Annotated in this window: 17 protein-coding genes; 6 read left to right on the top strand and 11 right to left on the bottom strand. The window is 70.1% G+C overall.

What is annotated here, in order from left to right:
- The first annotated feature begins 220 nt into the window (after positions 1-220).
- Positions 221-2,155: a hypothetical protein gene (locus ABT147_RS24665; protein ID WP_351409679.1), complete on the top strand. Its 1,935-nt coding sequence runs from the start codon at positions 221-223 to the stop codon at positions 2,153-2,155.
- Between the two features lie 77 nt (positions 2,156-2,232).
- The gene (locus ABT147_RS24660) at positions 2,233-2,937 is read left to right on the top strand and encodes a TetR/AcrR family transcriptional regulator (protein ID WP_351409676.1); all 705 of its coding nucleotides are present in this window, start codon (positions 2,233-2,235) and stop codon (positions 2,935-2,937) included.
- Between the two features lie 107 nt (positions 2,938-3,044).
- Here the strand turns inward: ABT147_RS24660 and ABT147_RS24655 are convergent, their stop codons facing one another.
- The 5 genes from ABT147_RS24655 to ABT147_RS24635 all read right to left on the bottom strand — a co-directional run bounded on the left by ABT147_RS24655 (position 3,045) and on the right by ABT147_RS24635 (position 13,178).
- Entirely contained in the window at positions 3,045-3,401 is a 357-nt protein-coding gene (locus tag ABT147_RS24655; protein WP_351409674.1) for a 5-carboxymethyl-2-hydroxymuconate Delta-isomerase, read from the bottom strand.
- A gap of 39 nt (positions 3,402-3,440) precedes the next feature.
- Positions 3,441-5,057, bottom strand: a complete 1,617-nt coding sequence (locus ABT147_RS24650) for a SpoIIE family protein phosphatase (RefSeq protein ID WP_351409672.1) — start codon at positions 5,055-5,057, stop codon at positions 3,441-3,443.
- A 72-nt stretch (positions 5,058-5,129) separates the two neighbouring features.
- Complete coding sequence (gene pulA, locus ABT147_RS24645) at positions 5,130-10,562, bottom strand: pullulanase-type alpha-1,6-glucosidase (protein ID WP_351409669.1); 5,433 nt, start codon at positions 10,560-10,562, stop codon at positions 5,130-5,132.
- A gap of 118 nt (positions 10,563-10,680) precedes the next feature.
- Positions 10,681-12,063 (bottom strand): alpha-amylase, encoded by a 1,383-nt coding sequence (locus ABT147_RS24640; RefSeq protein ID WP_351409667.1) that lies wholly within the window; start codon positions 12,061-12,063, stop codon positions 10,681-10,683.
- Positions 12,064-12,320: 257 nt separating this feature from the next.
- Positions 12,321-13,178: an oxidoreductase gene (locus ABT147_RS24635; protein WP_351409665.1), complete on the bottom strand. Its 858-nt coding sequence runs from the start codon at positions 13,176-13,178 to the stop codon at positions 12,321-12,323.
- A gap of 74 nt (positions 13,179-13,252) precedes the next feature.
- On the opposite strand from ABT147_RS24635, the gene ABT147_RS24630 reads away from it, so the two are divergent.
- The gene (locus ABT147_RS24630; protein WP_351409663.1) at positions 13,253-13,906 is read left to right on the top strand and encodes a DNA-binding response regulator; all 654 of its coding nucleotides are present in this window, start codon (positions 13,253-13,255) and stop codon (positions 13,904-13,906) included.
- Positions 13,907-13,988: 82 nt separating this feature from the next.
- Here the strand turns inward: ABT147_RS24630 and ABT147_RS24625 are convergent, their stop codons facing one another.
- From ABT147_RS24625 to ABT147_RS24605, 5 genes are all read right to left on the bottom strand, one after another.
- Positions 13,989-14,759 (bottom strand): DeoR/GlpR family DNA-binding transcription regulator, encoded by a 771-nt coding sequence (locus tag ABT147_RS24625; RefSeq protein ID WP_351409661.1) that lies wholly within the window; start codon positions 14,757-14,759, stop codon positions 13,989-13,991.
- 169 nt (positions 14,760-14,928) lie between these two features.
- Positions 14,929-16,611 (bottom strand): glycoside hydrolase family 13 protein, encoded by a 1,683-nt coding sequence (locus ABT147_RS24620; protein ID WP_351409659.1) that lies wholly within the window; start codon positions 16,609-16,611, stop codon positions 14,929-14,931.
- Positions 16,612-16,834: 223 nt separating this feature from the next.
- Positions 16,835-17,764 (bottom strand): sugar ABC transporter permease, encoded by a 930-nt coding sequence (locus ABT147_RS24615; protein WP_351409657.1) that lies wholly within the window; start codon positions 17,762-17,764, stop codon positions 16,835-16,837.
- A 13-nt stretch (positions 17,765-17,777) separates the two neighbouring features.
- Complete coding sequence (locus ABT147_RS24610; protein WP_351409655.1) at positions 17,778-18,782, bottom strand: carbohydrate ABC transporter permease; 1,005 nt, start codon at positions 18,780-18,782, stop codon at positions 17,778-17,780.
- Between the two features lie 137 nt (positions 18,783-18,919).
- Positions 18,920-20,191 (bottom strand): extracellular solute-binding protein, encoded by a 1,272-nt coding sequence (locus tag ABT147_RS24605; RefSeq protein WP_351409654.1) that lies wholly within the window; start codon positions 20,189-20,191, stop codon positions 18,920-18,922.
- A 499-nt stretch (positions 20,192-20,690) separates the two neighbouring features.
- Between ABT147_RS24605 and ABT147_RS24600 the strand changes: the two genes are divergently transcribed.
- Together ABT147_RS24600 and ABT147_RS24595 are read left to right on the top strand one after the other, a co-directional pair.
- The gene (locus tag ABT147_RS24600; RefSeq protein ID WP_351409653.1) at positions 20,691-21,725 is read left to right on the top strand and encodes a LacI family DNA-binding transcriptional regulator; all 1,035 of its coding nucleotides are present in this window, start codon (positions 20,691-20,693) and stop codon (positions 21,723-21,725) included.
- 132 nt (positions 21,726-21,857) lie between these two features.
- The gene (locus tag ABT147_RS24595; RefSeq protein WP_351409651.1) at positions 21,858-22,721 is read left to right on the top strand and encodes a phosphatase PAP2 family protein; all 864 of its coding nucleotides are present in this window, start codon (positions 21,858-21,860) and stop codon (positions 22,719-22,721) included.
- Here the strand turns inward: ABT147_RS24595 and ABT147_RS24590 are convergent.
- Positions 22,711-23,667 (bottom strand): LysR family transcriptional regulator, encoded by a 957-nt coding sequence (locus ABT147_RS24590; RefSeq protein WP_351409649.1) that lies wholly within the window; start codon positions 23,665-23,667, stop codon positions 22,711-22,713. The genes ABT147_RS24595 and ABT147_RS24590 overlap by 11 nt on opposite strands.
- Positions 23,668-23,758: 91 nt before the next feature.
- Here ABT147_RS24590 and ABT147_RS24585 point away from each other — a divergent pair, with 91 nt between their 5' ends.
- Positions 23,759-24,742 (top strand): DMT family transporter, encoded by a 984-nt coding sequence (locus tag ABT147_RS24585; protein ID WP_351409647.1) that lies wholly within the window; start codon positions 23,759-23,761, stop codon positions 24,740-24,742.
- Positions 24,743-24,745 lie beyond the last annotated feature (3 nt).

Here is a 24,745-nt window from a genome sequence, read left to right as displayed (position 1 = left end):
TGGCCATCGGCATCGAGTGTGTCACCGGCGTGACGGACAATGGAGCGCCCCGTGCTTCTCAGGCCCGCAGGGGCCTGATCTTTTAGGGGCGCGGGGAACTGCGCGAGAAGCCCCACCGGAGCCGCGGCCGCCGACGAACCCGCACCCCCGAGCTCATAGGCGCCCCCCAACCCGCGGAGCGCCCTGGTGACCATCTGACCATTCGCTCGTTTTGCTGAACGTGCAGTCACAGGATGTCGCCCCGCCCCCCGCAACTCCCCGCGCCCAGGAGTCGGCCGTGGACGTCGAGCAGGCGGAGGCCGCGCTCGTCGAGCACTACCCGCGTCTGGTCCGGCTGGCCTATCTGACGTTGCCGCCGAGCCTGGGCCGGAACCGTCGTGTGCTGACGGCGCACGCGCTGGCGCAGCGGGCGTTGCCGAGGGGACGCAAATCGGCGGCGCTCATCCCCGCACAGGCGACCGGCCGGGAGCGCAACCCCGGGTACGCCTACGTCCGGCTGCAAGTCGTACGCACCGCACTGGAGGCGGGCCTCCCCCTGCGCCGCAAGGCATGGCCGAAGCGGGCGCAGCTGCCGCCGCTGCTTCCGCGGGTGTGGGGGCTGCGGCTCTTCCCCCGTTCGGGCGGCGCCGACGAACTGGCCCTGGACCAGCGGCTGTCGGCGCTCACCTCCCCGGCCCGCGCCGCCTATGTCCTGCGCGGCCTGGAGCGGCTCCCCGACCCGGCGATCAGGACACTCCTCGACGAGGCCGGCGTCGACGACCCGGCGGCGGCGCTGAAGGAGGCCGACTCCGTACCGGCCCAGCAGTACGCGCTGCTCTCCTCCCCCGAGTACGACCCCTGTTCGCTGCACGCCCGCCCCACCGATCTGATGCGCCGCCGCCAGCACACGAAGGCCGCGCTCGCCGCGACGGCCGCCGTGGTCGTGTGCGGGGCGCTCCTCGGCCTGCCCGGGGAGGGGTGGGGGCCCGACGGCGCGGCGGCACCCTCGTACGCGCGGAACCCGGCGGCCCAAGCCGCCCTCGATCCGGGCAAGTTGACGACGGCGACGGCCACCGCGTGGCAGGCGACGGGGCGGACGGACTTCACCACCTGGCCCGCGCGCGGTGATCTCGTCAAGGACAAGGCGCTGCTGCGGCGGGCGCTCGCGGTCTGGGCCAGGCCCGGTGAGTCCGTGCAGGTCGCGGTCACGCTCGGCACCCAGGCCGGTCCCCCGCCCGGCCCGCCGCAGCTGCTGTACGCGGGCCGGGTCGACAACCTCCGGGTGGTCCTGCTCCACGACGGTCTGCGTATCGCCCGGTACGCCGAGCCCCTCGACGACCCGGGCCTGGCCGCCCTCGACCTGACCAGGGCCGACGGGGCGACCGGCGTCGGCGCGAGCGCCCTGGTGCTGGGCCGGTCCGACGGCAACGTCCGCTATCTGACGGCCCCTTGGGTGCGTGCGGCGGCCGTACGGGATCTGACGAGGCCCGACGCGGCGGTGCGCCGGCTCGCGCTGGCGAAGGACGGGACGACGGCCCCGTTCGCCAGTCCGGCGCTGCGTACCGGGGAGTGCCGGTCGTGGGACGTCCTGCAGCTGACCGAGGCCACGGGGGGTACGCGGCTGCTGACCGACCTGTCCGAGGTGACGCCCGCGCATCTCACCGTCGGCCGCCCGACGAGCGGGGCCGCCCGTGACGCCTCCGCCTCCCCCGCGACCTGGTCGCCGTTCGCCTGTTCCCTCGCCGCCGTACGGTCGCAGGGCGTGCGGACCGTGAACGCCTGGCAGTTCGCCCGCCAGCCGCTGCCCGACGGCAGCGGCACGGCCGACTGGGTGTGCACCCGCACCGAGACCTGGCGGGGCGCGGGGACCCGGGCGCTCACCCAGTTCGACACCCCGGCCGGCGCGTACATCACGGCCGCCGCCGACGAGATCCCCGCCTGCGGCCCGGCCGACCCGCATGTCCTCGCGGCCGGCCCGTGGAAGTCCGCGACCGGCGACTCGTATCTGCTCGCCGCCGGCAGCAAGGACACCGTCTCCGTCGAACTGAGCGGCGGGGCACGCGGTTCGGCGACGGGCAACCTCCTCGCCGTACCGGTCGAAGAGGGCGCACAGGCCGAGTTGAAGGGCACACTGGCGAACGGCCGGGAGATCGGCGGACTTCGGCCCACCCAGTAGCTCGGCGACCCGGCGGGTCGAACACCTCCACACGATCCGGTCCCTGCCGGGCCGGAATCAATCGGTAAGGTGTTCGTATGCGAACCGGTGCGCGCCGCAGGATGGGTGTGGAGGAGCGGCGGCAACAGTTGATCGGGGTCGCCCTCGAACTGTTCAGCCTGCGCTCGCCCGACGAGGTCTCCATCGACGAGATAGCGTCGGCGGCGGGCATCTCACGCCCGCTCGTCTACCACTACTTCCCGGGCAAACTCAGCCTGTACGAGGCGGCGTTGACACGTGCCTCCGACGATCTCGCGCACCGTTTCGTCGAGCCGCGCGAGGGCCCGCTGGGTGCCCGGCTGCTGCGCGTCACCCATCGCTTCTTCGACTTCGTCGACGAACACGGTCCCGGTTTCTCCGCCCTGATGCGCGGCGGCCCGGCCGTCGGCTCGTCCCGCACCAACGCCCTCATCGACGGCGTACGCCAGGCCGCCTATGTCCAGATCCTTTCGCACCTGGACGCGCACCTGGACGCCGACGCCGCTCCCGCCCGCCTCGAACTCGTCATCCGCTCCTGGATCTCCCTCGCCGAGTCCACGGCCCTCCTCTGGCTGGACGGCCGCCGCATCCCGCGAGCGGAACTGGAGATCCAACTCGTCCACGACTTCGCGGCCCTGGCAGCGGTAAGCGCGGCCCAGGACGAGGAAATGGCCGCCCTGCTCCGCAAGATCCTCGCGGAGGAACCGGCGGACGGGCCGTTCAGCGATCTGGCAGGGCGCCTGGTAGCTCTGGGGCGCGCCTGATCTTTTTGCTCTTGAGGGGCGCGGGGAACTGCGCGAACAACCACGACGCACCCGCAGCCGACAACGCCCCAGAAGCCCCAACGGCGCCTAGGTCTGTCCAGATCTACCTAGATCTCGAACTTCCGGTACGACGGATCAAGGTCCCGCACCTCCGCCGACGCGTGAAACGCCAGCCCGTCCCCCACCTTCACGTACTCCCGAAGCAGCTCCAGCACATTCTCCGTCAACGCCACCTTCGTCTCGTCGGTGCGCCCCGCGAGCAGCCCGAGCGTGACATGCACGATCGCGTGCCCCTCGGTGTCGGCCCCCACGGTCGTGTCCGCACCAGGCCTGAACTGCGTCTTGCAGGCCTCCGGCTTCGCGGCGGCGGTCCGTACGACCTCTTCGTGCAGGGCCTTGGCGAACGCGGGCCGGTCGAAGCCCTCGGAGAGAACGGCGGAGTAATCCACGGTGATCTGCGGCATGGGGCGCCCCTCACAACAAGGTCGGCAACAAAGACCCGGTCAGCCTAGCCGCAGGCGCAACGCCAGCATCGCGATGTCGTCCTCCCGGTCCCGCCCGAAGCAGTGCAGCAACGTGTCGCACAGCGCGACCGTCCCGCCCGGGGCGTCCGCCGCGGCGGCCCGCAACTGCTCCAGGGAGAGCGAGAGATCGATGCCCCGGGTCTCCACCAGCCCGTCCGTGACCATGAGCAGCCGGTCGGTCGGCCACAGCACCGTCTCCGTGGGCTCGGGCCGGTCGAGGCCGAGCCCGAGGAGCGGACCGGCGGCCTTCACATACTCGGCCTCGCCGGAGTCGCGGACGATCAGCGGCGGGATGTGGCCCGCGTTGGCGATCCGTACGCGCCCGCTGCCCGGCTCGACGAGGGCGAGACAGACGGTCGCGGTGACGTCGGGGTGGTAGTGCTGGAGCATCCGGTCGAGCCGTCGGGCGAGCGTCACGGGGTCGGACTGTTCGACGCAGTAGGCGCGCAGGGCGTGGCGGATCTCGACCATCACGGTGGCCGCGTCCAGTGAGTGCCCGACGACGTCGCCGACGGCGGTGAGGACACCGCCGGGGGTGGACAGCGCCGCGTAGAAGTCGCCGCCGATCTCGGTCTGGCGGGACGCTGGGACGTACCGGACGACCACTTCGAGGCCGGGGAACTCGGGCACCCGCTTGGGCAGGAAGCTGTGCTGGAGGGTGAGCGCGACATGACGCTCGACCTGGTACATGAGCAGGGGCTGCGCGGCCAGGGCGGTGGCCTGGGCGAGGCGGGCGACCAGGCCCGTGGTGCCGGCCGTCGCGCCCCGGGCGCCGCGCACGGGGGTGGCGACGCAGACGGGCGTACCGCTCTCGGTGCGGGCGAGGACCAGCCGGGCGTCCTCGGTGACGCCGGGCCGGAAGAAGCCCGGCGGCCACAGGGGCGCGGGGACGACGGTGTCGTGCGGTCCGGGGTTGCCGTCGGTGACGCGGCGGATGAGCCGGGCCACGGCCTCGTGCGCGCTGGCGTCGGGGAGGGTGGTGCGGGCCCGGGCCCGGGAGGTGCCGCGGTAGAGGTGGCCGTCCTCCCCGAGCACGAACACGGCGGCGGGCGACCGGGTGAGCCGGGCGGCCCCCTCGGCGGCGGCCGAGGCCAGCTCCTCCAGGGTGCGGGCGGCCTGGACGTCGACGATGGTCTCGGACAGCAGCGTGAGCCGTCGTACGAGGGCCTCGGCGCCGTTGCGCATACGGGCGCCGCGGACGGCCGCGCGGACGACCGCCTGGATCTCCTCCGGCTCGGCGGGGACCGTCAGATAGGCCTCGCCGCCCGCGTCCAGTCCCCGGCAGCGGTCGCTGGGGGCCACGGAGGCGGCGGAGAAGTGGACGACGGGCAGGGCCGCCGTCGGGGGCTGGGCCTTGAGTCGGCGGCACAGTTCGAAGCCGCTCATGTCGGGGAGACCGACGTCGACGAGGGCCACGTCGGGCAGGGCTCCCGAGCGGAGCCGCAGGTCGAGTTCGGTGAGTGCCTCGCCGGCGCTGGCGACAGGGACGACGCTGTGCCCGGCCCTACGGAGCACCGCGCCCATGGCGTACCGGCTGGCGGCCGCGTCGTCGACCACCAGGACCGTGGTGCTTGCTTCGTCGGACAGCAGGCTCATCGGGCTCTCGTCGTCGCGGTAACAGGGGTGGTGCGAGCGGTCCCCGTCCGCCCGCACCACCAAACTAGCGCCCTACCGATCGGATCGTGCGAATACCGCCACGGTCCGCCCCGGAACGACGAACGTCCCCGATTCCGCTTCGTAGGAGGAGTCCCGGACGGTAGAGTCCGCACCCGTCGCCTGTACCTGATGCAGGGCGTAGCCCTTGCCGGCCAGATCCTTGACGGTCTGCTTCCGCTTCTCGGGAGTGGCGTTGAAGACGACGACGAGGTCGCCGAGTTCCATGGTGATCACGCCCGGTGTCTCGTCCTTCCCCGACAGCGGGAACGAGAGCTTCGACTGCACCTGTCCTGCCGTGTCGAGGGAGAACACGTCCTCCGTCGTACGGATCCTCAGCAGGTCCCGGTAGGCCGCCGAGGCCCCCTCGATCTGTTCGCAGCCGACGCCGACCGAGGTCAACAGGGGCTTGGCGTAAGGCCACTTGGACTGGTTGTCGGCCGCGAGGGGCAGTCCGCGTCCGAAGCCGTTGCCGTCCCGGCAGTCCCAGTGGATCGCGTTGAACCAGTCGCCGCTGTCGTACGAGTTCCGGTCGAGCGACTTGGAACGCAGCAGGTCGGTGCCCGCCTGGGAGAGCGCCGGGCCCTGCGAGAGGGCGGCCGTCGCCATGGCGAGGACCTGCATCCGGGCCCGGTCGGCGGCGCTGGTCGACTTCGGGAGCTTGAAGGCCAGCGCGTCGAACAGCGACTCGTTGTCGTGGGCGTCGACATAGGCGAGGGCGTCGCCGGGCGCGTCCGCGTATCCGGCGGGCGCCCCGTTGTAGTCGACCTCGGAGCCCTTGACCTCCTTGCCGTCGGTGTCGGTGAACCGGTAGTTCGCGAGGTTGCCGCTCAGGCCGACCTTGATGAGGTCCTGGTAGTGCAGCAGCCGGGCCTTCTGCTCGGCCGGAGTGCCGTTGTCCTCCGAGGAGTTGGGCTCGGTGTAGAGGCCGGACGCGAAGCCCTGGACGCCGGGGTCCTCGTCGAAGGGGCCGCCGCCGCGCACCGCGTCACGGGCCCGGTCGGAGAAGGTCGCGATGCCCGTCCCGGCCATGTTCTTCTGCGTGGCCTGGACGAAGCGCGCGTCGTCGGCGACCTCGCCGAAGTTCCAGCCCTCCCCGTACAGGATGATCTTCTTCCCGTCGACGCCGTCCTTCTTGAGCGTCAGCGCGTCGAGGGCCTTCCTGACGGCGAGGATGTTGGCCTTCGGGTGGTGGCCCATCAGGTCGAAGCGGAACCCGTCGACCTTGTACTCCCTGGCCCAGGTGACCATCGAGTCGACGACCAGCTTGCCCATCATGGTGTTCTCGGGCGCGGTGTTGGCGCAGCAGGTGGAGGTGGCGACCGAACCGTCGGCGAGGAGCCGGTGGTAGTAGCCCGGGACCACCTTGTCGAGGACGCTCTTGTCGGCCTGGCCGCTGGCCGGGGTGTGGTTGTAGACCACGTCGAGGACGACCCCGAGGCCGTCGCCGTTGAGTGCCTTCACCATCTTCCGGAACTCGACCGTGCGCCGCGTACCGTCCGGGTCGGTCGCGTACGAGCCCTCCGGGACCGTGTAGTGGTACGGGTCGTAGCCCCAGTTGTAGCCGTCCTTCGCCGCGGCCTTCGCCACGCACTTCTGCTGCTCGTCGGAGTCGGCGGCGTACGAACCGAGGTCGCAGTCGACGGTCGCCTGGTCCGCCTTCCGCTCGGGGATGGTGGCGATGTCGGCGACGGGGAGGAGGTGCACGTACGACGTGCCCGCCTTCGCCAGCTTCCGCAGATGCTTCGAGCCGTCGCTCGCCTTGTCGGTGAAGGCGAGGTAGGTCCCCTTGTCCTTCGCGGGCACGGTCTTGTCGTCGATGGAGAAGTCCCGGACGTGCAGTTCCTGGATCCGCGCGTCCTTCAGCGGTACGGCCTTCGGCTTCGGGTACGACGACCAGCCGGCCGGGGCGAGGGACTTGTCGCCGAGGTCGACGACGAGGCTGCGCTCGGAGTCGGCGGTCAGGGCGACGGAGTACGGGTCGGTGACCTTGTTGGTGACGACCTTGGCGACGCTCGGCGCCCACACCTTCACGACGTACCGGTAGGGCTTGTTCTTCCAGGACTTCTCACCGGTGACGGACCAGACACCGGTGGTGTCGTTCCGCTTCATGGGGAGCGTCCTGCCGTCGAGGTCGAGCTTCACCGACTGTGCCGTGGGGGCCCAGACGGCGAGCGTGGGACGCCCGTCGCGGAAGGTCGGGCCGAGGTCGGCGTCCGCCGCCGCTCCGTACAGGTCGTCGAGCACGCCCGCGATCTGGACACCCGTGGCCGCCAACACGGCCCCGTTCGCGGCCCGTTGTGAGGCCACGAGCTGACCACGCAGGGCCTCGCGGACCCGGTCGCGGTCGCGTGGGTCGACGGTCCAGGCGGTGTACGACTTCAGGTGCGGGAACTTCGCCTTCTGTGCGTCGGTGAGGGCCGACTTGGTGAGGCGGAGCCACCGCTCGTCGGTGCTGGTGAGCGTGCCGTCCTTCGCCGTGATCGATCCCGTGCGGGAGTACAGGAGCTGGGTGGAGGCGGCGGTGTCGTCGCCGTTCCAGGCGACGGTGTTCCGGTCGATCCAGACCGCCTTGGAGGTGGTGAGGTCGAGGGCGGCGGCGGAGCCGGCCGGCTGCGGGAGGAGGTACTTCTCCTGGCCGTTGAGCAGCCACACCTCGTGGCCGTCGGCCTTGAGGTCGAGTGCCTGGTCGGCGGACTGATCCTTCTCGTCGCCCTTGTGGATGATGTAACTGAGGCTGGTGGCCCCGTCGGTGAGCGGTACCTCGAAGACGGCACCGTAGGCGTCGGTCCGCACCGGCTCCAGCGGCTTCGACCAGTCCGTGGGGTTCGCGGCACCGGACCAGACGTGCAGGCCCCAGCCGGCGTAGTTCCCGTCGGCGCGGTGGTAGTGCAGGACGGCCTTGCTCTTGTCCTGCTCCGGGTACTCGGCCGTGGGCTTCTCCGTCCGTACGGCCTCCTTGCCCTGTTCGACCCAGATCTCACCCGTCCTGGTGACGTCGATCGAACGGTCGGCGGGGACGTCCTTGGTGCCGTCCTTGTCGATCACGAGGTAACTGACGTTCGAGGCCCCGGGCTTGAGCTTGACGTAGGCGAAGGCGCCGTACGCGTCCCGCCCGACGAAGTCATGGCCGTCCGGCCAGGTCGTCCCCTCCCCCTCGGCGATGTCGCCCCAGGCGTAGAGCCGCCAGTCGGTGTAGTCGCCGTCGGCGCGCTTGTAGTGGACGATCGCGTAGTCGCGCGAGGAGGCGGTGGGGACCTCGGGGGCGGGTGGGGCGCCGGTGGTGGAGGTCGCGGTGGCGCTCGCCGTACGTCCTGTCCTGTCGATCACAACCGCCTTGTACCGCAGGGCCGTTCCGGCGGCAACCCGCTTCCCGACCGTCTGGGTGACCCGGTACGGGGCGTGGTCGGCGGAGCCCAGCGTCCGCCACTCGCCGTTGCCGACCTGGGCGGCGAAGACGACACGGTTGAGCTCTCCCCCTCCCCCAACGTCGGCGCTGATCTCGACCGTGCCGGTGGCGCCGGTGGCCGGGGCCTTGAGGGTGAGGGAGGGCTTGGTGGCGGGCTTCGCGAGCGGGCCGGCGGCCTTGAGGACGATCGCGGACCCGGCCGGGACGGTGACGGTGACCTTCTTGTCGGCGCCGCTCGTCACCTTGGCGTCGGTCCCGTGGATGCCCTTGAAGACCATGCGGGCCGAACCGGTCGCGAAGGTGGCCTTCTTCGCCTCGCCCGCGTTGTTGAAGGCGACGACGTACTCGGTGCCGGTCTTGGCGTCGGTGCGGGAGAAGGCGTAGACGCCCGCGCCGTCGGCCGCGTAGCGCTCGGTCTGGACGCCGTCGGCGAGAGCCGGGTTGGCCTTGCGGAGCTTGGCGAGAGCACTGATCTGCCGGTAGAGCGGTGCTCTCGTGTCGTACGCGTCGGAGGCGTGCGTCCGGTCCGTGCCGAGCTGGTCGTCGTCCAGGTAGTCGGCGACCTTGGAGGCGAACAGCGTCTGGCGGGCGTCCTTGTCACCGCCCGCGCCGGTGAAGCCCTGCTCGTCGCCGTAGTAGATGACGGGGTTGCCGCGGCTGAGGAACATCAGCTCGTTGGCGAGCCCGGCCTTCTTGACCAACTGGGCGTCGCTCGCCCCCGCGTCGTCCTGCTTGAGGAAGGTCCCGATGCGGCCCATGTCGTGGTTGCCGAGGAAGGTGACCTGCTCGTACGCGTTGGCCTTGTCGGTCGTGTACTTGTAGTCGTCCCCGAACACCGAGGCGAGCCTCTGCGCACTGCCGCCCTGGGAGGCGTACGCCCGTGCCGCGTCCTGGAAGGGGAAGTCGAGCGTGGAGTCGAGGCGGCCCTGGGTGACGTACGGGGAGGTCACGGAGGTGTCGGCGGAGTAGACCTCGCCGAACATGAAGAAGTCGTCGCGGCCCTTCTTCGCGGCGTACGCGTCGAGCGCGGTGGCCCACTGGGTCCAGAACTCCGTGTTGACGTGCTTCACGGTGTCGATCCGGAAGCCGTCGATTCGGAAGTCCCGCACCCACTTCTCGTAGATCTTCTCCATCCCGGAGACGACCTCGGGACGCTCGGTCCACAGGTCGTCCAGCCCGACGAAGTCGCCGTAGGTGGCGGACTCTCCGGCCCAGGTGGAGTCGCCCCGGTTGTGGTACATCGTCGGGTCGTTGAGCCAGGAGGGGACCTTGGCGTTCTTCTTGGCGGCGGGGACGACGGGGGTCTTGGGGAACGACTCCCGGTCGACGGACGGGAAGTCGGTGTCGCCGTCCGCGTAGTCGGCGTCGTCGAAGGGCTTCCCGTCCTTGGTCAGATAGGGGAACGCGCCCTTGGAGAGGTAGTCGTAGGACTTCTCCTCGTAGTCGACGACATCGGCGGTGTGGTTGGTGATGACGTCGAAGAAGACCTTCATGCCCTTGGCGTGGGCCTTGGAGATCAGGGTCTCCAGGTCCTTGTTGGTGCCGAAGTGCGGGTCGACCTGGGTGAAGTCGGTGATCCAGTAACCGTGGTAGCCGGCGGAGGCGTCGGCCCCCGTCCCCTGCACGGGCTGGTTCTTGAAGATGGGGGCCATCCAGATGGAGGTGGTGCCGAGGCCCTTGATGTAGTCGAGCTTCTTGGTCAGGCCCTTGAGGTCGCCGCCCTGATAGAAGCCCTTGTCGGTGGGGTCGTAGCCGGTCGCGAGGCGCGTGCCGGTGAGACCGCCCTTGTCGTTCGCCTTGTCTCCATTGGCGAAACGGTCCGGCAGGACGAAGTAGAACTGCTCACGGGTGAGGTCGTGACGCGCGGCGCTCTTCGCCAGCTTCGCGTCGGACGGCGGTGCGGGCGGGGTCGCGGCCCCGGCCGCGAGGGGCTGGACGAGCGCTGCGGTCAGCGCGGTCACGGTGACCGCGCCGACCACTGCGGCCCGTCCGGCGTGGGCGGTACGGCGCCTCGACGGCGTCGGCCATCTCGGTATCACGGATGGACTCCTTGCGATGACGGCTCTGGTGGGTCCGACCCCGCGCGACCGTATCGCCGCCGAAAGCTTTTCAGCAAGAGGCTTGAAAGTAACGGTAAGGACTTACAGGCGGGGTGGCTCAGCAGCTGGACTTGCCCGCGTAGATCGCGAGGGCCGTGTTGGAGGCGAGGGTGGCGGTGAGCTGGCCGGAGCCGTTCACGGTGACCGTCGTGTTGTTCTGCACGTTGCAGTACGTGCCGGCCGCGAGGGAGGTCTGGTACGTACGACTGAGGCTGCCCGACTCGTGGTTGATGGCCACGAAGCCCTTGCTGCCGCGTCCGAAGGCGATCGCGTCGTTGCCGTTGTCCCACCAGTTGGTGACGGCCTCACCGCGGGTGGCGTTGCGGAAGGGGACCATGCGCATGATCTCCGGCCAGGCGTGCTGGCACTTCCACCCGTCCTGCCAGCAGGCGTTGACCGTACCGTTGTTGGGCGGCCCGGCGTCGGTGGAGGAGAACTCGTAGCCGGAGTTGATGTCGGGCGCGCCGTACGGGTAGGCCAGCATGAAGACGTTGGCCATCGTGTAGGTGGCGTTGTCCTTGTAGCTGAGGGTGGAGCCGTTGCGTTCGGTGTCGTGGTTGTCGACGAAGACCCCGGCGACGGATCTGCTCATGTACCCCCAGCCCTCGCCGTAGTTCTTCAGATAGGCGAGGTTCTCGCTGTTGAAGACCCGCTTGAGGTCGAAGGCGTACCGGAACTCCTGTACGTCCCCGTTGCCGGTGTACTCGCTCGGCTGCACGGCTTCCCCGGAGCCGAAGATGGCCTCCTGCTTCCAGTACACGGAGGTGTTGCTCAGCCGGGACTTGATGTCGGCGAGGTCGGCGGCGGGGATGTGCTTGGCGGCGTCGATCCGGAAGCCGTCGACGCCGTAGCCGAGCAGGCTGTTCATGTACCCGGCGATGGCCGACCGCACGTAGTTCTCACCGGTGTCCAGGTCGGCGAGGGTGACGAGCTCGCAGTTCTGGACGTTGGCGCGGTTGGTGTAGTCGCTGATGGTGGCGGTGCAGTCGTCGAAGTCGAAGGAGGAGTAGAGGCCGGGGTAGTTGTACTTCGTGTACGACGAGCCACCGGTGCCCGTGCCGCTCCCCGCCGACATGTGGTTGATGACCGTGTCGACGACGACCTTGACTCCGGCCGCGTGACACGTGTTGACCATGTTCTGGAAGGCGGTGGCGTCCCCGAGCCGCCCGGCGATCTTGTAGCTGACGGGCTGGTACGACGTCCACCACTGCGAGCCCTGTATGTGCTCGGCGGGCGGCGAGACCTGGACGTAGCCGTAGCCGTTCGGGCCGAGGGTGTTGGTGCACTCCTTGGCGACGGAGGCGAAGTTCCACTCGAACAGGACGGCGGTCACGTCCTTGGTCCCGGGCGGCGACGCGTACGCGCTCCCCGCGGGCACCGCGAGCGCGATCGACGCGCCCGCCGCGAGAGCGAGCGCGCCGGAGAGGGTTCTGCTGGTCATGTGTGGGGTCCTTCTCCGTTGAAGGTGTCCGAAGGATCGGGAGGGCTGGGGACCCGAAGCGATCCACGCAAGATCCGCTGACGTTTCTTGCTGCAAGATGGCTGAAAACTTTCAACCGAGAGGAAGGTACGAGTCCACTTGTCAAACGGTCAACCCTCCGGACACACCTTCTTCACGCGCCCGAAATCTCTTCACGGGGTGGGGTGTTGGGGTGGAGCCGCAGGCCCTCGTCGCCGTCAGGAGAGGTCGGCTCTCCGTCAGGAGAGGTCAGCGAGATCCTCCCCGGTGAGGGCGATCGACCCGGCGGCGGTGTTCTCCTCCAGGTGGGCGAGGGAGCCGGTGCCGGGGATGGCCAGGGTGACGGGAGAGGTGGCGAGCAGCCAGGCAAGGGCGATCTGAGGGACCGTGGCGTCGTGCCGTTCCGCGACCTCGGTGATGCGGTCGCCGGTGAGGTCGGTGAGGCCGCCGCCGAGCGGGAAGAACGGCACGAAGGCGACGCCGGCCTCGTCGCAGGCGGACAGGAGAGCGGTGTCGTCGCGCTTGTCGGCGTGGAAGTGGTTCTGGACCGCCGCGACGGGGGCGATCGTGCGGGCCTCGGCGAGGTGGCCGGCGTCGACATGGCTCAGGCCGAGGTGGCGGATCAGGCCCTCCTCGCGCAGCGCGGCCAGGGCCTCGAAGCGTGCGGCGACGGACTCACCGTGCGGCGGCAGGCCTACGCCCCCGATGCGCAGGTAGACGAGATCGAGACGGTCGACGCCGAGGGTTTCGAGGTTCTCCTCGACCAGCGGCCTGAGGTGCGCGGGGTCGGTGGTCGCGGCCAGACCGCCCTCGGGGGTGCGGAGCGGGCCCACCTTCGTGGCGATGACCAGGTCGGCCGGGTAGGGATGGAGGGCCTCACGGATCAGGGCGTTGGCGCGGACGGTGCCGTCGCCGCTGGCGTAGAAGGCGGCGGTGTCGATGTGGTTGACGCCCAGCTCGACGGCTCGGCGCAGGACGGCACGCCCGGTCCCGGGGTCGCGGGCCGGGCCGTGGAAGGTGTTGGTGGGCAGGCGCATGGCACCGAAGCCGACGCGGTTGACGGGAAGGTCGCCGCCCAGGCGGAAGTCATCGCTCATGAACTCAGCCTGGGTGCCACGGCGTTCGGGCCGCGAACCGCTGGCAGCTTGCTGCCATCGGGCAGAATGGCGGGGTGGCAGAGATCGTGACGATCCGCGGTGACCTGGAACTCCTCACCCGTACCGAGCATCTGTTCTCCTCCGTCCAGGAGGAGTTCGTCTGCGCCGCCCGCGATCTCGCCACCTGGCCCCGCCCCGCAGCCCGGCAGACCGCACGGGCCCGGCTGCGGAGCGGCGGCCCTCACCGCATCCGCAAGCTGCTCAGCCCGGCCGCGCTGGCCGACGAACACAGCCGCGAGCACCTGACCGAACTCGCCGACAGGGGCGCCCAGGTGCGGATCGCCGCCACCGCACTCCCCCACGAGACGATCATCATCGACCACCGCTTCGCGATCCTTGCCGGCCTGGACTCCCCCGGCGGCCGCCAGTACACCCTCACCACCGCCCCCACCCTGGTCGGCGGTGTCTACGCCCTGTTCGAAGCCGCCTGGGAGACCGCGACCGACCTCAAGACCTTCCTGCGTGGCGAGCAGCCCCACCTCGACGCCGGCAGCCGAAGGGTCCTGCGCGCACTGGGCTCGGGCGCCACCGACGAGACGGCCGCCCGGCAACTCGGCATGTCCCTGCGCACCTACCGCCGCCGGGTCGCCGAACTGCTCGACGCGTTCGACGCGGGGTCACGGTTCCAGGCGGGGGTACGGGCGGGTGAGCTGGGGCTGAGCGGCTAGGTGCCGGGGCCGGTCCCGGACAACCACCGGACTGGGGGCGTCCAGACCGGACGGCACAGCGGTACAGGTCGCTTTGTCGGCCTCAGCCGTCGACTGCGGCCGGAGCTGTCGGTACGACCCTCACTCCGGCCTCGCGCAGGGCCACACAGGTCGCGTCGTCCTCCGGTGCGGTGGTGATGAGCGCGTCCAGATCCTCGGGGCCGCAGATCTTCACCATGCCGGTCCCCGGAAACTTGCTTCTGTCGGCCAGGAGCACCACTTTGTCGCCGGCGGCGATCATGGCGCGGCGGGCCGGCACCTCGGCCACGGTGGTGTCCATGACCTGGCCCCCGGGGCGGAGACCACAGGCGCCCATGAACAACCAGTCGGCGTGAACCTGGCGGAGGTTGTCCTCCGCCATGAAGCCGTCCAGCATGCGTGACTCACGGATGACCATGCCGCCGAGCAGCATCAGGTCGATGTTCTCGTCGTCGATGAGTTCGTCGTACACCGCGAGGTTGTTGGTGATCACGGTGATCCGGCGACCGTGCAGCTGTAGGGCCAGCCGGTGGACCGTCGTGCCGCTGTCGAGAATGACCGACTGTCCGTCCTCGATCATCGTGGCCGCCTGGGCGGCGATGGCGTCCTTCTCCGCCACCAGAACCTCGGCGGCCTCGTCGAAGGGAGCTCGCTCCTCGTCGATGACCGCTCCCCCATGGACACGGGTGAGCAACCCGTCCGCCTCCAGCTTCAGGAGGTCACGGCGGATGGTGGCCGCGCTGGAGTCGAGCTGCTCGGCGAGGTCGGCCACGGAGGCGGTGCCGCCGGAACGCAGGGCGCGCAAGATGAGTCGGCGTCGTCGTTCAGCCAGCACGCAACGGGACACTACACGCTGCCGCCTCGCACAATCCGCCGCCTTCTGGCCGCAGTTGGCGGCGACTCGCGCCCCGGACAAAAACCTCAGGGCCCGCCGCCCCATCGGGCGGCGGGCCCCGAAGCCGACCGCGGACATCCCGCGGTCGGCGTCCTCGCGGGACGGACGCTCAGCCGGTCGTCCACCAGACCGTAGTGTCCCCCGGCAGCTTCGCCTCGTCCTCCGCGATCGTCACCTCGCCGCTGGCGAGCAGGATGCGGCCGTACGCAGGGATCGTGACGGCCTCGGACGTGGTGTTCGCGGCGCAGACGAAGTCGCCGCGGCGGAAGGCGAGGACGCCGGTGGGGGACTTGAGCCATTCCACCGCGTCGCCGGCGCCGAGGCCGGGCTGTTCGCGGCGGACGGACAGGGCCGTGCGGTACAGCTCCAGGGTAGAGTCCGTGACCCCCGTCTGGGACTCCACGCTCAGGTCGCCCCACTCGGCGGGCTGCGGCAGCCAGGAGCCGCCCGTGCCGAAGCCGTAGGACGAGCCGGTGCGGGTCCAGGGGATCGGGACCCGGCAGCCGTCGCGGAAGCCGTCCTGGCCGGCGCCCCGGAAGTACGCCGGGTCCTGGCGGACCTCGTCCGGGAGGTCGACGACGTCCGGGAGGCCCAGTTCCTCGCCCTGGTAGACGTAGGCCGAGCCCGGCAGCGCCAGCATCAGCAGGGAGGCGGCGCGGGCGCGGCGCAGGCCCAGTTCACGGTCGCCCGCCAGGCGGATCTGCGTTCCGAGGCCCGGTTCGTTGGCGAAGCGCGTCGCGTGGCGGGTCACGTCGTGGTTCGACAGGACCCAGGTGGCGGGGGCGTTCACCGGGCGCATCGCGTCCAGGGTGCGGTCGATGACGACCTTCAGCTCCGCCGCGTCCCAAGCCGTGCCCAGGTACTGGAAGTTGAAGGCCTGGTGGAGTTCGTCGGGGCGGACGTAGTTCGCGGTGCGCTCCACCGTCGGGGTCCACGCCTCCGCGACGAAGATGCGGTCGCCCGCGTACTCATCGAGGACGAGGCGCCACTCGCGGTAGATCGCGTGGACGCCGTCCTGGTCGAAGAACGGCATGACATCGTTGCCCAGCAGCTTCAGCTGGTCGTGGGCGCCGAGGTCCGGGAGGCCGTCCGCCTTGACCAGGCCGTGGGCGACGTCGATACGGAAGCCGTCGACGCCCATGTCGAGCCAGAAGCGGAGGATGGAGCGGAACTCGTCGCCGACCGCCGGGTGGTCCCAGTTGAAGTCGGGCTGCTCCGGGGCGAAGAGGTGCAGATACCAGGCGCCGGGAGTGCCGTCCGGTTCCGTCACCCGCGTCCAGGCCGGGCCGCCGAAGATGGACTCCCAGTCGTTGGGCGGGAGTTCGCCGTGCGCGCCCTTGCCCTCACGGAAGTGGTAGCGGTCGCGCAGCGGCGAGCCCGGGCCCTCCGCCACCGCCCGCTTGAACCACTCGTGCTGGTCGGAGGAGTGGTTGGGGACCAGGTCGACGATGATGCGCAGGCCCAGGTCGTGGGCGTCGCGGATCAGCGCGTCGGCGTCCAGCAGGTTGCCGAACATGGGGTCCACCGCGCGGTAGTCGGCGACGTCGTAGCCGGCGTCGGCCTGCGGGGAGGCGTAGAAGGGGCTCAGCCATACGGCGTCGATGCCCAGGTCACGCAGGTACGGGAGTCGGGAACGTACGCCCTCCAGGTCACCCATGCCGTCGCCGTTGCTGTCGGCGAAGCTGCGCGGATAGACCTGGTAGATGACCGCGTCGCGCCACCAGTCGCTGCGCTGGGCGACGGTGGCGACGGCGGAGGTCGGGGCCGTGTCGGCGGAGTGCTGCTGGCTCATGGCGTCCTTGATACGTAACGGGGGCACAGGTCGTCTTACATGTGTACGGCGGCTGGTGTGACGAGACGGTCGCGGTGACAGCGGGGTCGGATGGCCACCGCGACCGCCTCGTGTCTTCGGGCACCCTTTGAGGGGCGCAAGCCCTTCAGGGGCGCGGGGAACTGCGCGAGAAGCCCCACCGAGCCGCGGACAACCGACGGCCCCTCGCGGCTCAGCCGGGCGGTCATCCCTTGGTGCCGCCCGCCGTCAACCCGGTGACCAGGTTCTTCTGCACCAGGTAGAAGAACGCCGACACCGGTATGGCGACCAGCACCGCGGTGGCGGCCATCAGGTTGCGCTGGGCGTCGTGTTCGCTGACGAAGCTCTGCAGACCGACGGCGAACGTGTACTTCGTGTCGGACAGCATGAACGTCGAGGCGAAGGCGACCTCCCCGAACGCGGTGATGAAGCTGTAGAACGCGGCGACCGCGAGACCCGGCTTGGCGAGCGGCAGGATCAGCCGGGCGAACGTGCCGAAGGGGGTCAGCCCGTCGACGCGGCCCGCCTCGTCGATCTCGAAGGGGATCGTGTCGAAGTAGCCCTTGAGCAGCCAGGCGCAGTACGGCACGGCCGTCGAGCAGTAGACGAGGATGAGGCCGAGGTAGCTGTCGATGAGCTTCAGTTCCGACAGGATCTCGTACATCGGCACCATCAGGACGGCCACCGGGAACATCTGCGTGACCAGGAGCACCCACATGAACTTCCGGTAGCCCGGGAAGCGCATACGGGAGACGGCGTAGCCGGTGGTCGCCGCGATCAGCACCCCGATGACGGTGGTGCCGAGCGAGACGACGAGCGTACTGACCAGCCAGTCGAAGAACGGTGTCTCCTGGAGCACGTACGAATAGTTGGCGAACGTCATCTTGCCGAAGATGCGCCCGGGATGCAGGTAATCGTCCTTGTCCGGGCCGAGGGACAGGAAGACCAGCCAGGCGATCGGGAAGAGCGCGGCCAGGCTCGCCACGACGAGGATCGCGTGGGAGGCGAGGGAGCCGGCGAGGCTGTTCTCACCGCGTCGGCGGGTGGCGCGCGGGGGCGTGCCGCCGGCGGACCGCGCCGACGAGGAGTCCGCCGAAGCCGTGGTCGTGACGTTGGTGGGCGTCGTGGTGCTCATGGGGGCTCCTGCCTCAGATCGCGAGCTGCTGCTCATCGCGGTTCAGCCAGCGGCGGTAGACGGAGGTGAAGACGATCAGGATGGCCAGCAGCAGGATGCCGTAGGCCGCCGACTGCGCGAAGTCACGCGGCTGCTGTCCGAAGCCGAGGTAGTACGCCCAGGTCACGAGGATCTGTGCCTCGGGGGCGGTGTCGCCGAACAGCAGGAAGATGACGGCGAACTGGTTGAACGTCCAGATGACGCCGAGCAGGACGACGGTGGAGCTGACGGAGCGCAGGCCCGGCAGGGTGACGTACCGGAAGCGCTGCCAGGCGCTCGCGCCGTCCATCTCGGCGGCCTCGTAGAGCGTGGAGTCGATGGACTGGAGTCCGCCGAGCAGCGAGACCATCATGAACGGCACCCCGCACCAGGTGTTGACCATGATCGCGGCGAACCGCTGCCAGAAGGTGTCCTCCAGCCACTGCGGCGCCGGCAGGTGCAGCGTTTCGAGGGCGGCGTTGATGACACCGCCGTCGGCGAGCATGAACCGCCAGCCGAAGACGGTGACGAAGGTGGGCACGGCCCACGGCAGGACCAGGATCAGCCGGTAGAAGGTGCGGCCGCGCAGCTTCTGGTTGAGCAGCAGCGCGAGGCCGAGGCCGATGACGTAGTGCAGGGCGACGCACAGGGCCGTCCAGACGATCGTCCAGATGAAGTGCGACCAGAAGCGGTCGTACGAGGTCGGGCCCCACAGGATGTCGGCGTAGTTGTCGAAGCCGATGAACTCGTAGGTGGCCTCGATGTGGTTGACGCCGATCGTGCGCGCCGAGTTGAGGCTGTTGGCGTTGGTGAGGGTGAGATAGAAGCCGCGCGCCAGGGGGTACAGCACCAGGACGCCGAGCACGACGACCACGGGGGCGATCATCGCGTACGCGTACCAGTACCGCTGGTACGACTGCCTCAGGCGCGTCAGCCGGCCCGGGCGCCCGCCCGGTTCACCTCGGCGCTTGCCGGTCGCTCGGTCGATGGCGACTGTCATCGTTCGACACCTTCTGGAAGATCACTGGAAGATCGGGGGCAGGTCTGCTCTGGGGCCGGGCCGCCGGGGCGACAGGCCGGTGACCGCCGCATCCGTCCCCCGGTACTGCTCCAGGCGGATGCGGCGGTCACTCGGGGTCACTTGCTGAAGTCCGGGACCAGCTTGGCGATCGCGGTCTCCGCGTTGCCCAGGCCCTTGTCCAGGGACGTCTTGCCGCCGGCGATCGCGAGCAGCTCGGTGTCGAGCGGGCCCCACAGGGAGCTGTACTCGGGCAGCTCGGGGCGCGGCTGGGCGGCGGCGAGGACGGTCTGGTAGCCGGCGATGCCCGGGTCGGCCTTGACCTCGGCGGTGTAGGCGTCGTCACGGGTGGGCAGCGTGGAGTTCTTCAGGGCGATGGTCTCCTGGGACTTCGCCGAGGTCATGAAGTCGATGAACTTCAGCGACGCCTCCTGCTTCGCCTTGTCCGAGCCGGCGTAGACCGACAGGTTGTGGCCGCCGGTCGGGGCGCCCGCCTTGCCGGAGGCGCCGGCCGGGACGGTGGCGATGCCGAGGTTGGCCTTGTCCTTGAACGCCGAGCCCTTGTAGAAGTTCGTGATCTCCCACGGGCCCTGGATGATCGAGGCGACCTTGCCGTTGACGAAGGCGTCCTGGATGTGGGCGTAGGCGTCGGCGGTGGTGTCCGCCTTGTGCAGGCCCTTGCCGTCGAAGAGGTCCAGCCAGGTGCCGTACGCCTTCTTCGCCTCGGCGGAGTTGACGGTGATCTTCTTGGCGGCGACGTCGACGGTGTCGGTGCCGTCGCCGTACAGGAAGGACTGGGCGTAGTAGGCCTGGGTGGAGCCCCAGTAGCCGTCGACGCCCGTCTTGTCCTTGATCGTGGCGGCGGCCTTCTTCAGGTCGTCCCAGGTCTTCGGGGCCTCGGTGATGCCGGCCTTCTCGAAGAGCGCCTTGTTGTAGACCAGCGCGAGGGTGTCGGTGACGAACGGGACGCCGTAGGTCTTGCCGTCGTACTGGGCCTGCTTGATCAGGCTGGGCTGGAACTTGTCCTGGCCCTTGAGGGCGTCGGTGCCGTCCAGCGGCAGGAAGAAGCCCTTCTTGGCGAAGGCGGGGGTCCAGCCGACCTCGGAGCGCAGGATGTCCGGGGCGCCCGTGGCGCCGGCGGCGGTGTCGAACTTGTTCTGCGCCTGGTCGAAGGGCACGTTGACGTACTTGACCTTGATGTCCTTGTTGGCGGCCTCGAACTCCTTGACCAAGGCCTTGTACGTCGGTGCCTCATTGGTGGCGTTGGAGGTGTCCCACCAGGTGATGGTGACCGGACCGTCGGCCGAGTCGCCGCTGTCGCTTCCGCCGCAGGCCGTCGCCGTGAGGGCGATCGACGCCACCAGCGCGGTGGCCGCTATGCCACGCCGCATGAGATCTCCTTGAGGGTGAAAGCCCGTGTGCCGGGTGGGAGGGCCCCGTCTGCCGTCCCACCGGATTGCCGCCGCGCCGTCGCCGCCGCCGGGCGTGGCCGAACGTAACAGCGATGTAAGCGGCGCGAAAGGTCTTGCAGCAAAAAAGTGCAAGAAGCGGTGATGGTTACTCCGCCGTGACCTGCTCGACGCCTTGCGGAGAGCCGGGTCTCCCCTGGATAAGCGCATGCGGGAGCCGCGCGCGAACCATGGAGGGACCGTGCGGGAACGGGTGTGCAAGACTCTGCAAGCTCTTGCCATCCCTTGCGGAGGCGGACATCATCACCCCGTCAGCGTCTTGCGGAAGTCACCCCTTTCCGTGCACGGGCGCCCCCACGGACACCGACCAGAATCACGAGGGACCGCGATGACGCAGCAGCCCGCAGCGGGCCGCACCCCCGCCCGCACCCGGCGCCGGGCCGGTGGGCAAGCGCAGGCCCGGCCGGTACAGTCCAGTGCTGTGACCACACGGCTTGCCGACATCGCAGCCCAGGCGGGGGTCAGTGAGGCGACTGTCAGCCGCGTCCTGAACGGGAAGCCGGGCGTCGCCGCCACCACCCGTCAGTCCGTTCTGGCCGCCCTCGACGTCCTGGGCTACGAGCGGCCCGTACGGCTGCGGCAGCGCAGCGCGGGTCTGGTGGGCCTCATAACCCCGGAGCTGGAGAACCCCATATTCCCGGCCCTGGCCCAGGTCATCGGCCAGGCGCTGACCCGGCAGGGCTACACCCCGGTCCTCGCCACCCAGACCCCCGGCGGTTCCACGGAGGACGAGCTGACGGAGATGCTCGTCGACCGGGGTGTCGCCGGCATCATCTTCGTCTCCGGTCTGCACGCCGACACCTCGGCCGACATGCAGCGTTACGAGCAACTGCGCGCCCAGGGTGTGCCGTTCGTCCTCGTGGACGGTTTCTCGCCGAAGGTGCAGGCCCCCTTCATCTCGCCGGACGACCGGGCGGCGATGTCCCTGGCGGTGACGCATCTGGTGTCGCTGGGGCACACCCGGATAGGTCTGGCCCTGGGCCCGAAGCGGTTCGTGCCGGTGCAGCGCAAGATCGAGGGCTTCGTCCGGACGATGCAGGACCAGCTGGGCCTGGCGGCCTCGACCGTCGAGTCCGAACTGGTCCAGCACTCGCTGTACACCCTGGAGGGCGGCCAGGCGGCGGCCCTGGCGCTCATCGACCGGGACTGTACGGCGGTGGTGTGCGCGAGCGACATGATGGCGCTGGGCGCGATCCGAGCGGCCCGGCAGCGGGGTCTTCAGGTGCCGCAGGACGTCTCGGTCGTCGGCTTCGACGACTCCCCGCTGATCGCCTTCACCGATCCCCCGCTGACGACGGTCCGCAAGCCGGTCCCGGCGATGGGACAGGCGGCGGTGCGTACGCTGCTGGAGGAGATCGGCGGGACTCCGGCGCCGCACAGTGAGTTCGTGTTCATGCCGGAACTGGTGGTGCGGGGGTCGACCGCCTCGGCCCCCGGGGACCGGTCTCGTACCTGAGACGGAGAAACGGGGAAGCGATGCCATACGTGCGTAGGAGACGCCTCTCGGCGCTACCCCGACGAACGTGCGTGATGAACCCGACCAGAGGATGATCGGTGGGGTACCGCTTATCTGGCAGACTCTGTGCCCATGGGTGACTCAACCGTGACGACACTGGAGGAAGGCCGGGAGCAGGCCGCTCCGCGGTCCGTCACGGATGCGCCGGGGCAGGGGTTCCTGCACCGGCTGAGGGTTCCGCGACGCCCACGCTTCTGGTTCGAGATCCTGCTGATCGCGGTGAGTTACTGGACGTACTCCCTGATCCGCAACGCGGTCCCCGAGCAGAAGACGCAGGCGCTGAACAACGCCGACTGGATCTGGAAGGTGGAGCACCACCTCGGGATCGCGGTCGAGGAGTCGATCAACCACTCCGTGAACTCGGTGACATGGCTGATCGTCGGCATGAACTACTACTACGCGACCCTGCACTTCATCGTCACGCTCGGTGTCCTCGTGTGGATCTACCGTAGTCATCCGGGTCGTTACGCGGCCACGCGTCTGGTCCTCTTCGCCACCACCGCGGTCGCCCTGGTCGGCTACTACTTCTATCCGCTGGCCCCGCCCCGTCTGATGACCAACGAGAACTTCATCGACACGGTCGTCGTCCACCAGACCTGGGGCTCGATGGCCTCCGGCGATCTGAAGAACATGTCGAACCAGTACGCGGCGATGCCGTCGATGCACATCGGCTGGTCCCTGTGGTGCGGGTTGACGATCTTCGCGCTGGCGTCGGTGCCGTGGGTGCGGGTGCTGGGTCTCCTCTACCCGACGCTGACGCTGGTCGTGATCGTCGCCACCGCCAACCACTTCTGGCTGGACGCGGTGGGCGGCATGATCTGCCTCGCCTTCGGATACACGGTGGCCCGGGTCTGGTACGGGACGCTGCCGTACGCGCTGCCGCGCCAGGTGGCGGGCAGGGCCGTGGAGCCGGAGCTGGAACCGGTCAAGGCGTAGCGCCGGGGGCGGGTGCCGCCTGCTGGTGCTGTGCTTGTGCCGCCTGCCGCGGGCCCGAGGCCCCGGCGGCGTCCCGCAGCGCCCGTACGAACGTCCTGAGGGCCGGTTGCGGCGGAGCCGTCGCGCGTACGGCCGCGTGGATGGAGCGCCGGGGTTCCGGGCCGGTGAAGCGGCGTACGACGACGTCCGGGTGGGGGCTGCCGAGGCCGAGGCGGGGGATGAGGCCGACGCCCAGTCCGGCGGCGACGAAGCCCTGCGCGGTCGTGTAGTCCTCGCTCTCCACCACGAAGCCGGGCCTGAACCCCGCCTCGGCGCACGCCTCCAGCTGGGCGTCCAGACAGGGCCCCGGCCACTCGCTGCCGACCCATGGCTCGTCGGCGAGGTCGGACAGGGCGAGGGCGGGCCGGTCGGCGAGAGGGTGCGCGGCGGGCAGCACGGCGAAGTAGGTGTCGTCGAGCAGGTGCAGCAGCCGTACGCCGTCGGGGTCGGCGCCATGCGGCCGTACGACGAGCGCGAGGTCGGCCCGGCCCTCCCTGACGGCCGGGAGCGGGTCGTCGGGGTCGATGAGCTTCAGCTCGATCCGGACGCCGGGGTGCTCGGCGCGCAGCCGGGCGACGGCGGGGGCCACCAGGGAGGCGCCGGCCGTGGCGAAGTAGCGCACGGCGAGGTGTCCCGTGCGCCCCGCCCGCAGATCGGCCAGGGCGGTCTCCGCCTCCGCGACCTGGCGGCCGATGGTGTCGGCGTACTCGGTGAGCAGCAGTCCGGCCTGCGTGGGCCGCACCCCGCGCCCGACCCGCTCCAGCAGCGCGGTGCCGGCCTCCTTCTCCAGCGCGGCGATCTGCTGGCTCACCGCCGAGGGGGTGTAGCCGAGGGAGGTCGCGGCGGCCGTCACCGAGCCGCTGGTCACCACGGTCCTGAGCATCTGCATACGCCGCACATCGAGCATGTAGACCAGCTTAAAGGTATGTGCACTATCTTTCGCTTGTCCTTATGGGTCTGGGCGCCCGATCGTTGAGCCCATGCCACCCATGCCTCCCATGCCTCTCGCGTCCACCCTCCGCATGGCCGTGCTCGCCCTGCTCTGGGGCTCCGGCTTCCTCTGGATCAAGCTCGCCCTCAACCACGGTCTGTCCCCGCTCCAGATCACGGTCACGCGGTGCGCGCTGGGCGCCGGGGTGCTGCTGGCGCTGGCCCTCGCCGCGCGTCAGCGGCTGCCGCGCGACCGCCGGGTCTGGGGCCATCTGCTGGTGGCGGCCTTCTTCTGCAACGCCCTGCCGTTCGCTTTGTTCAGCATCGGCGAGCAGACCGTCGACTCGGGCACGGCGGGCGTCCTCAACGCGACGACACCGCTGTGGGCCCTGCTTCTCGGCCTCCTCCTCGGCACCGACCGCCCCCTCTCCCCCGCCCGCCTCACCGGCCTGCTGCTCGGCTTCGCCGGAGTCCTGCTGATCTTCGCGCCCTGGCAGCGGACGGGGCTGATGACCGGCGGCGCGCTCGCCCTGCTCGGGGCGGCCGTCAGCTACGCGATGGCCTTCGCGTACATGGGCCGCCATCTGACGGGCCGCGACGCCCCGCTCGCCGTCTCCGCCGCGCAGCTCCTGACGGCGACGGGGTGGACGGCACTCGCGCTGCCCGCCGGGAACCCGGGCACGGCCGGGGTGGACGCGACCGCCCTCGTCGCGGTCACCGTCCTCGGGATCTTCGGCACCGGGGTGACCTTCTACCTCAACTACCGTCTGATCGAGGACGAGGGCGCGACGAGCGCGGCGACGGTCGGCTATCTGCTGCCGGTGGTGTCGGTCGCGCTGGGGGCGCTGTTCCTCGACGAGCGGGTGGGGCCCCGGGTGATCGTGGGGATGGTGGTGGTGCTGGCGGGGGTGGCGCTGACTCGGCGGCGCGGGGGCTCGGCGGGCCGGACCCCGGGGCGCGGAGGGTCGGCGAGCCGGACCCGGGGGCGGCTCGGGCCGGCCGGTCCGGCCGTCGCGCCGGTGGCCGATCGGCCGATTGTCCGGTCGTCGTGAAGC

Origin of the sequence: Streptomyces sp. NPDC001868 (assembly GCF_040297125.1) — a bacterium.
GTDB lineage: Bacteria > Actinomycetota > Actinomycetes > Streptomycetales > Streptomycetaceae > Streptomyces.
Note: the sequence above shows the minus strand (reverse complement) of the source record. Positions and strands in the feature narration are given on the sequence as shown.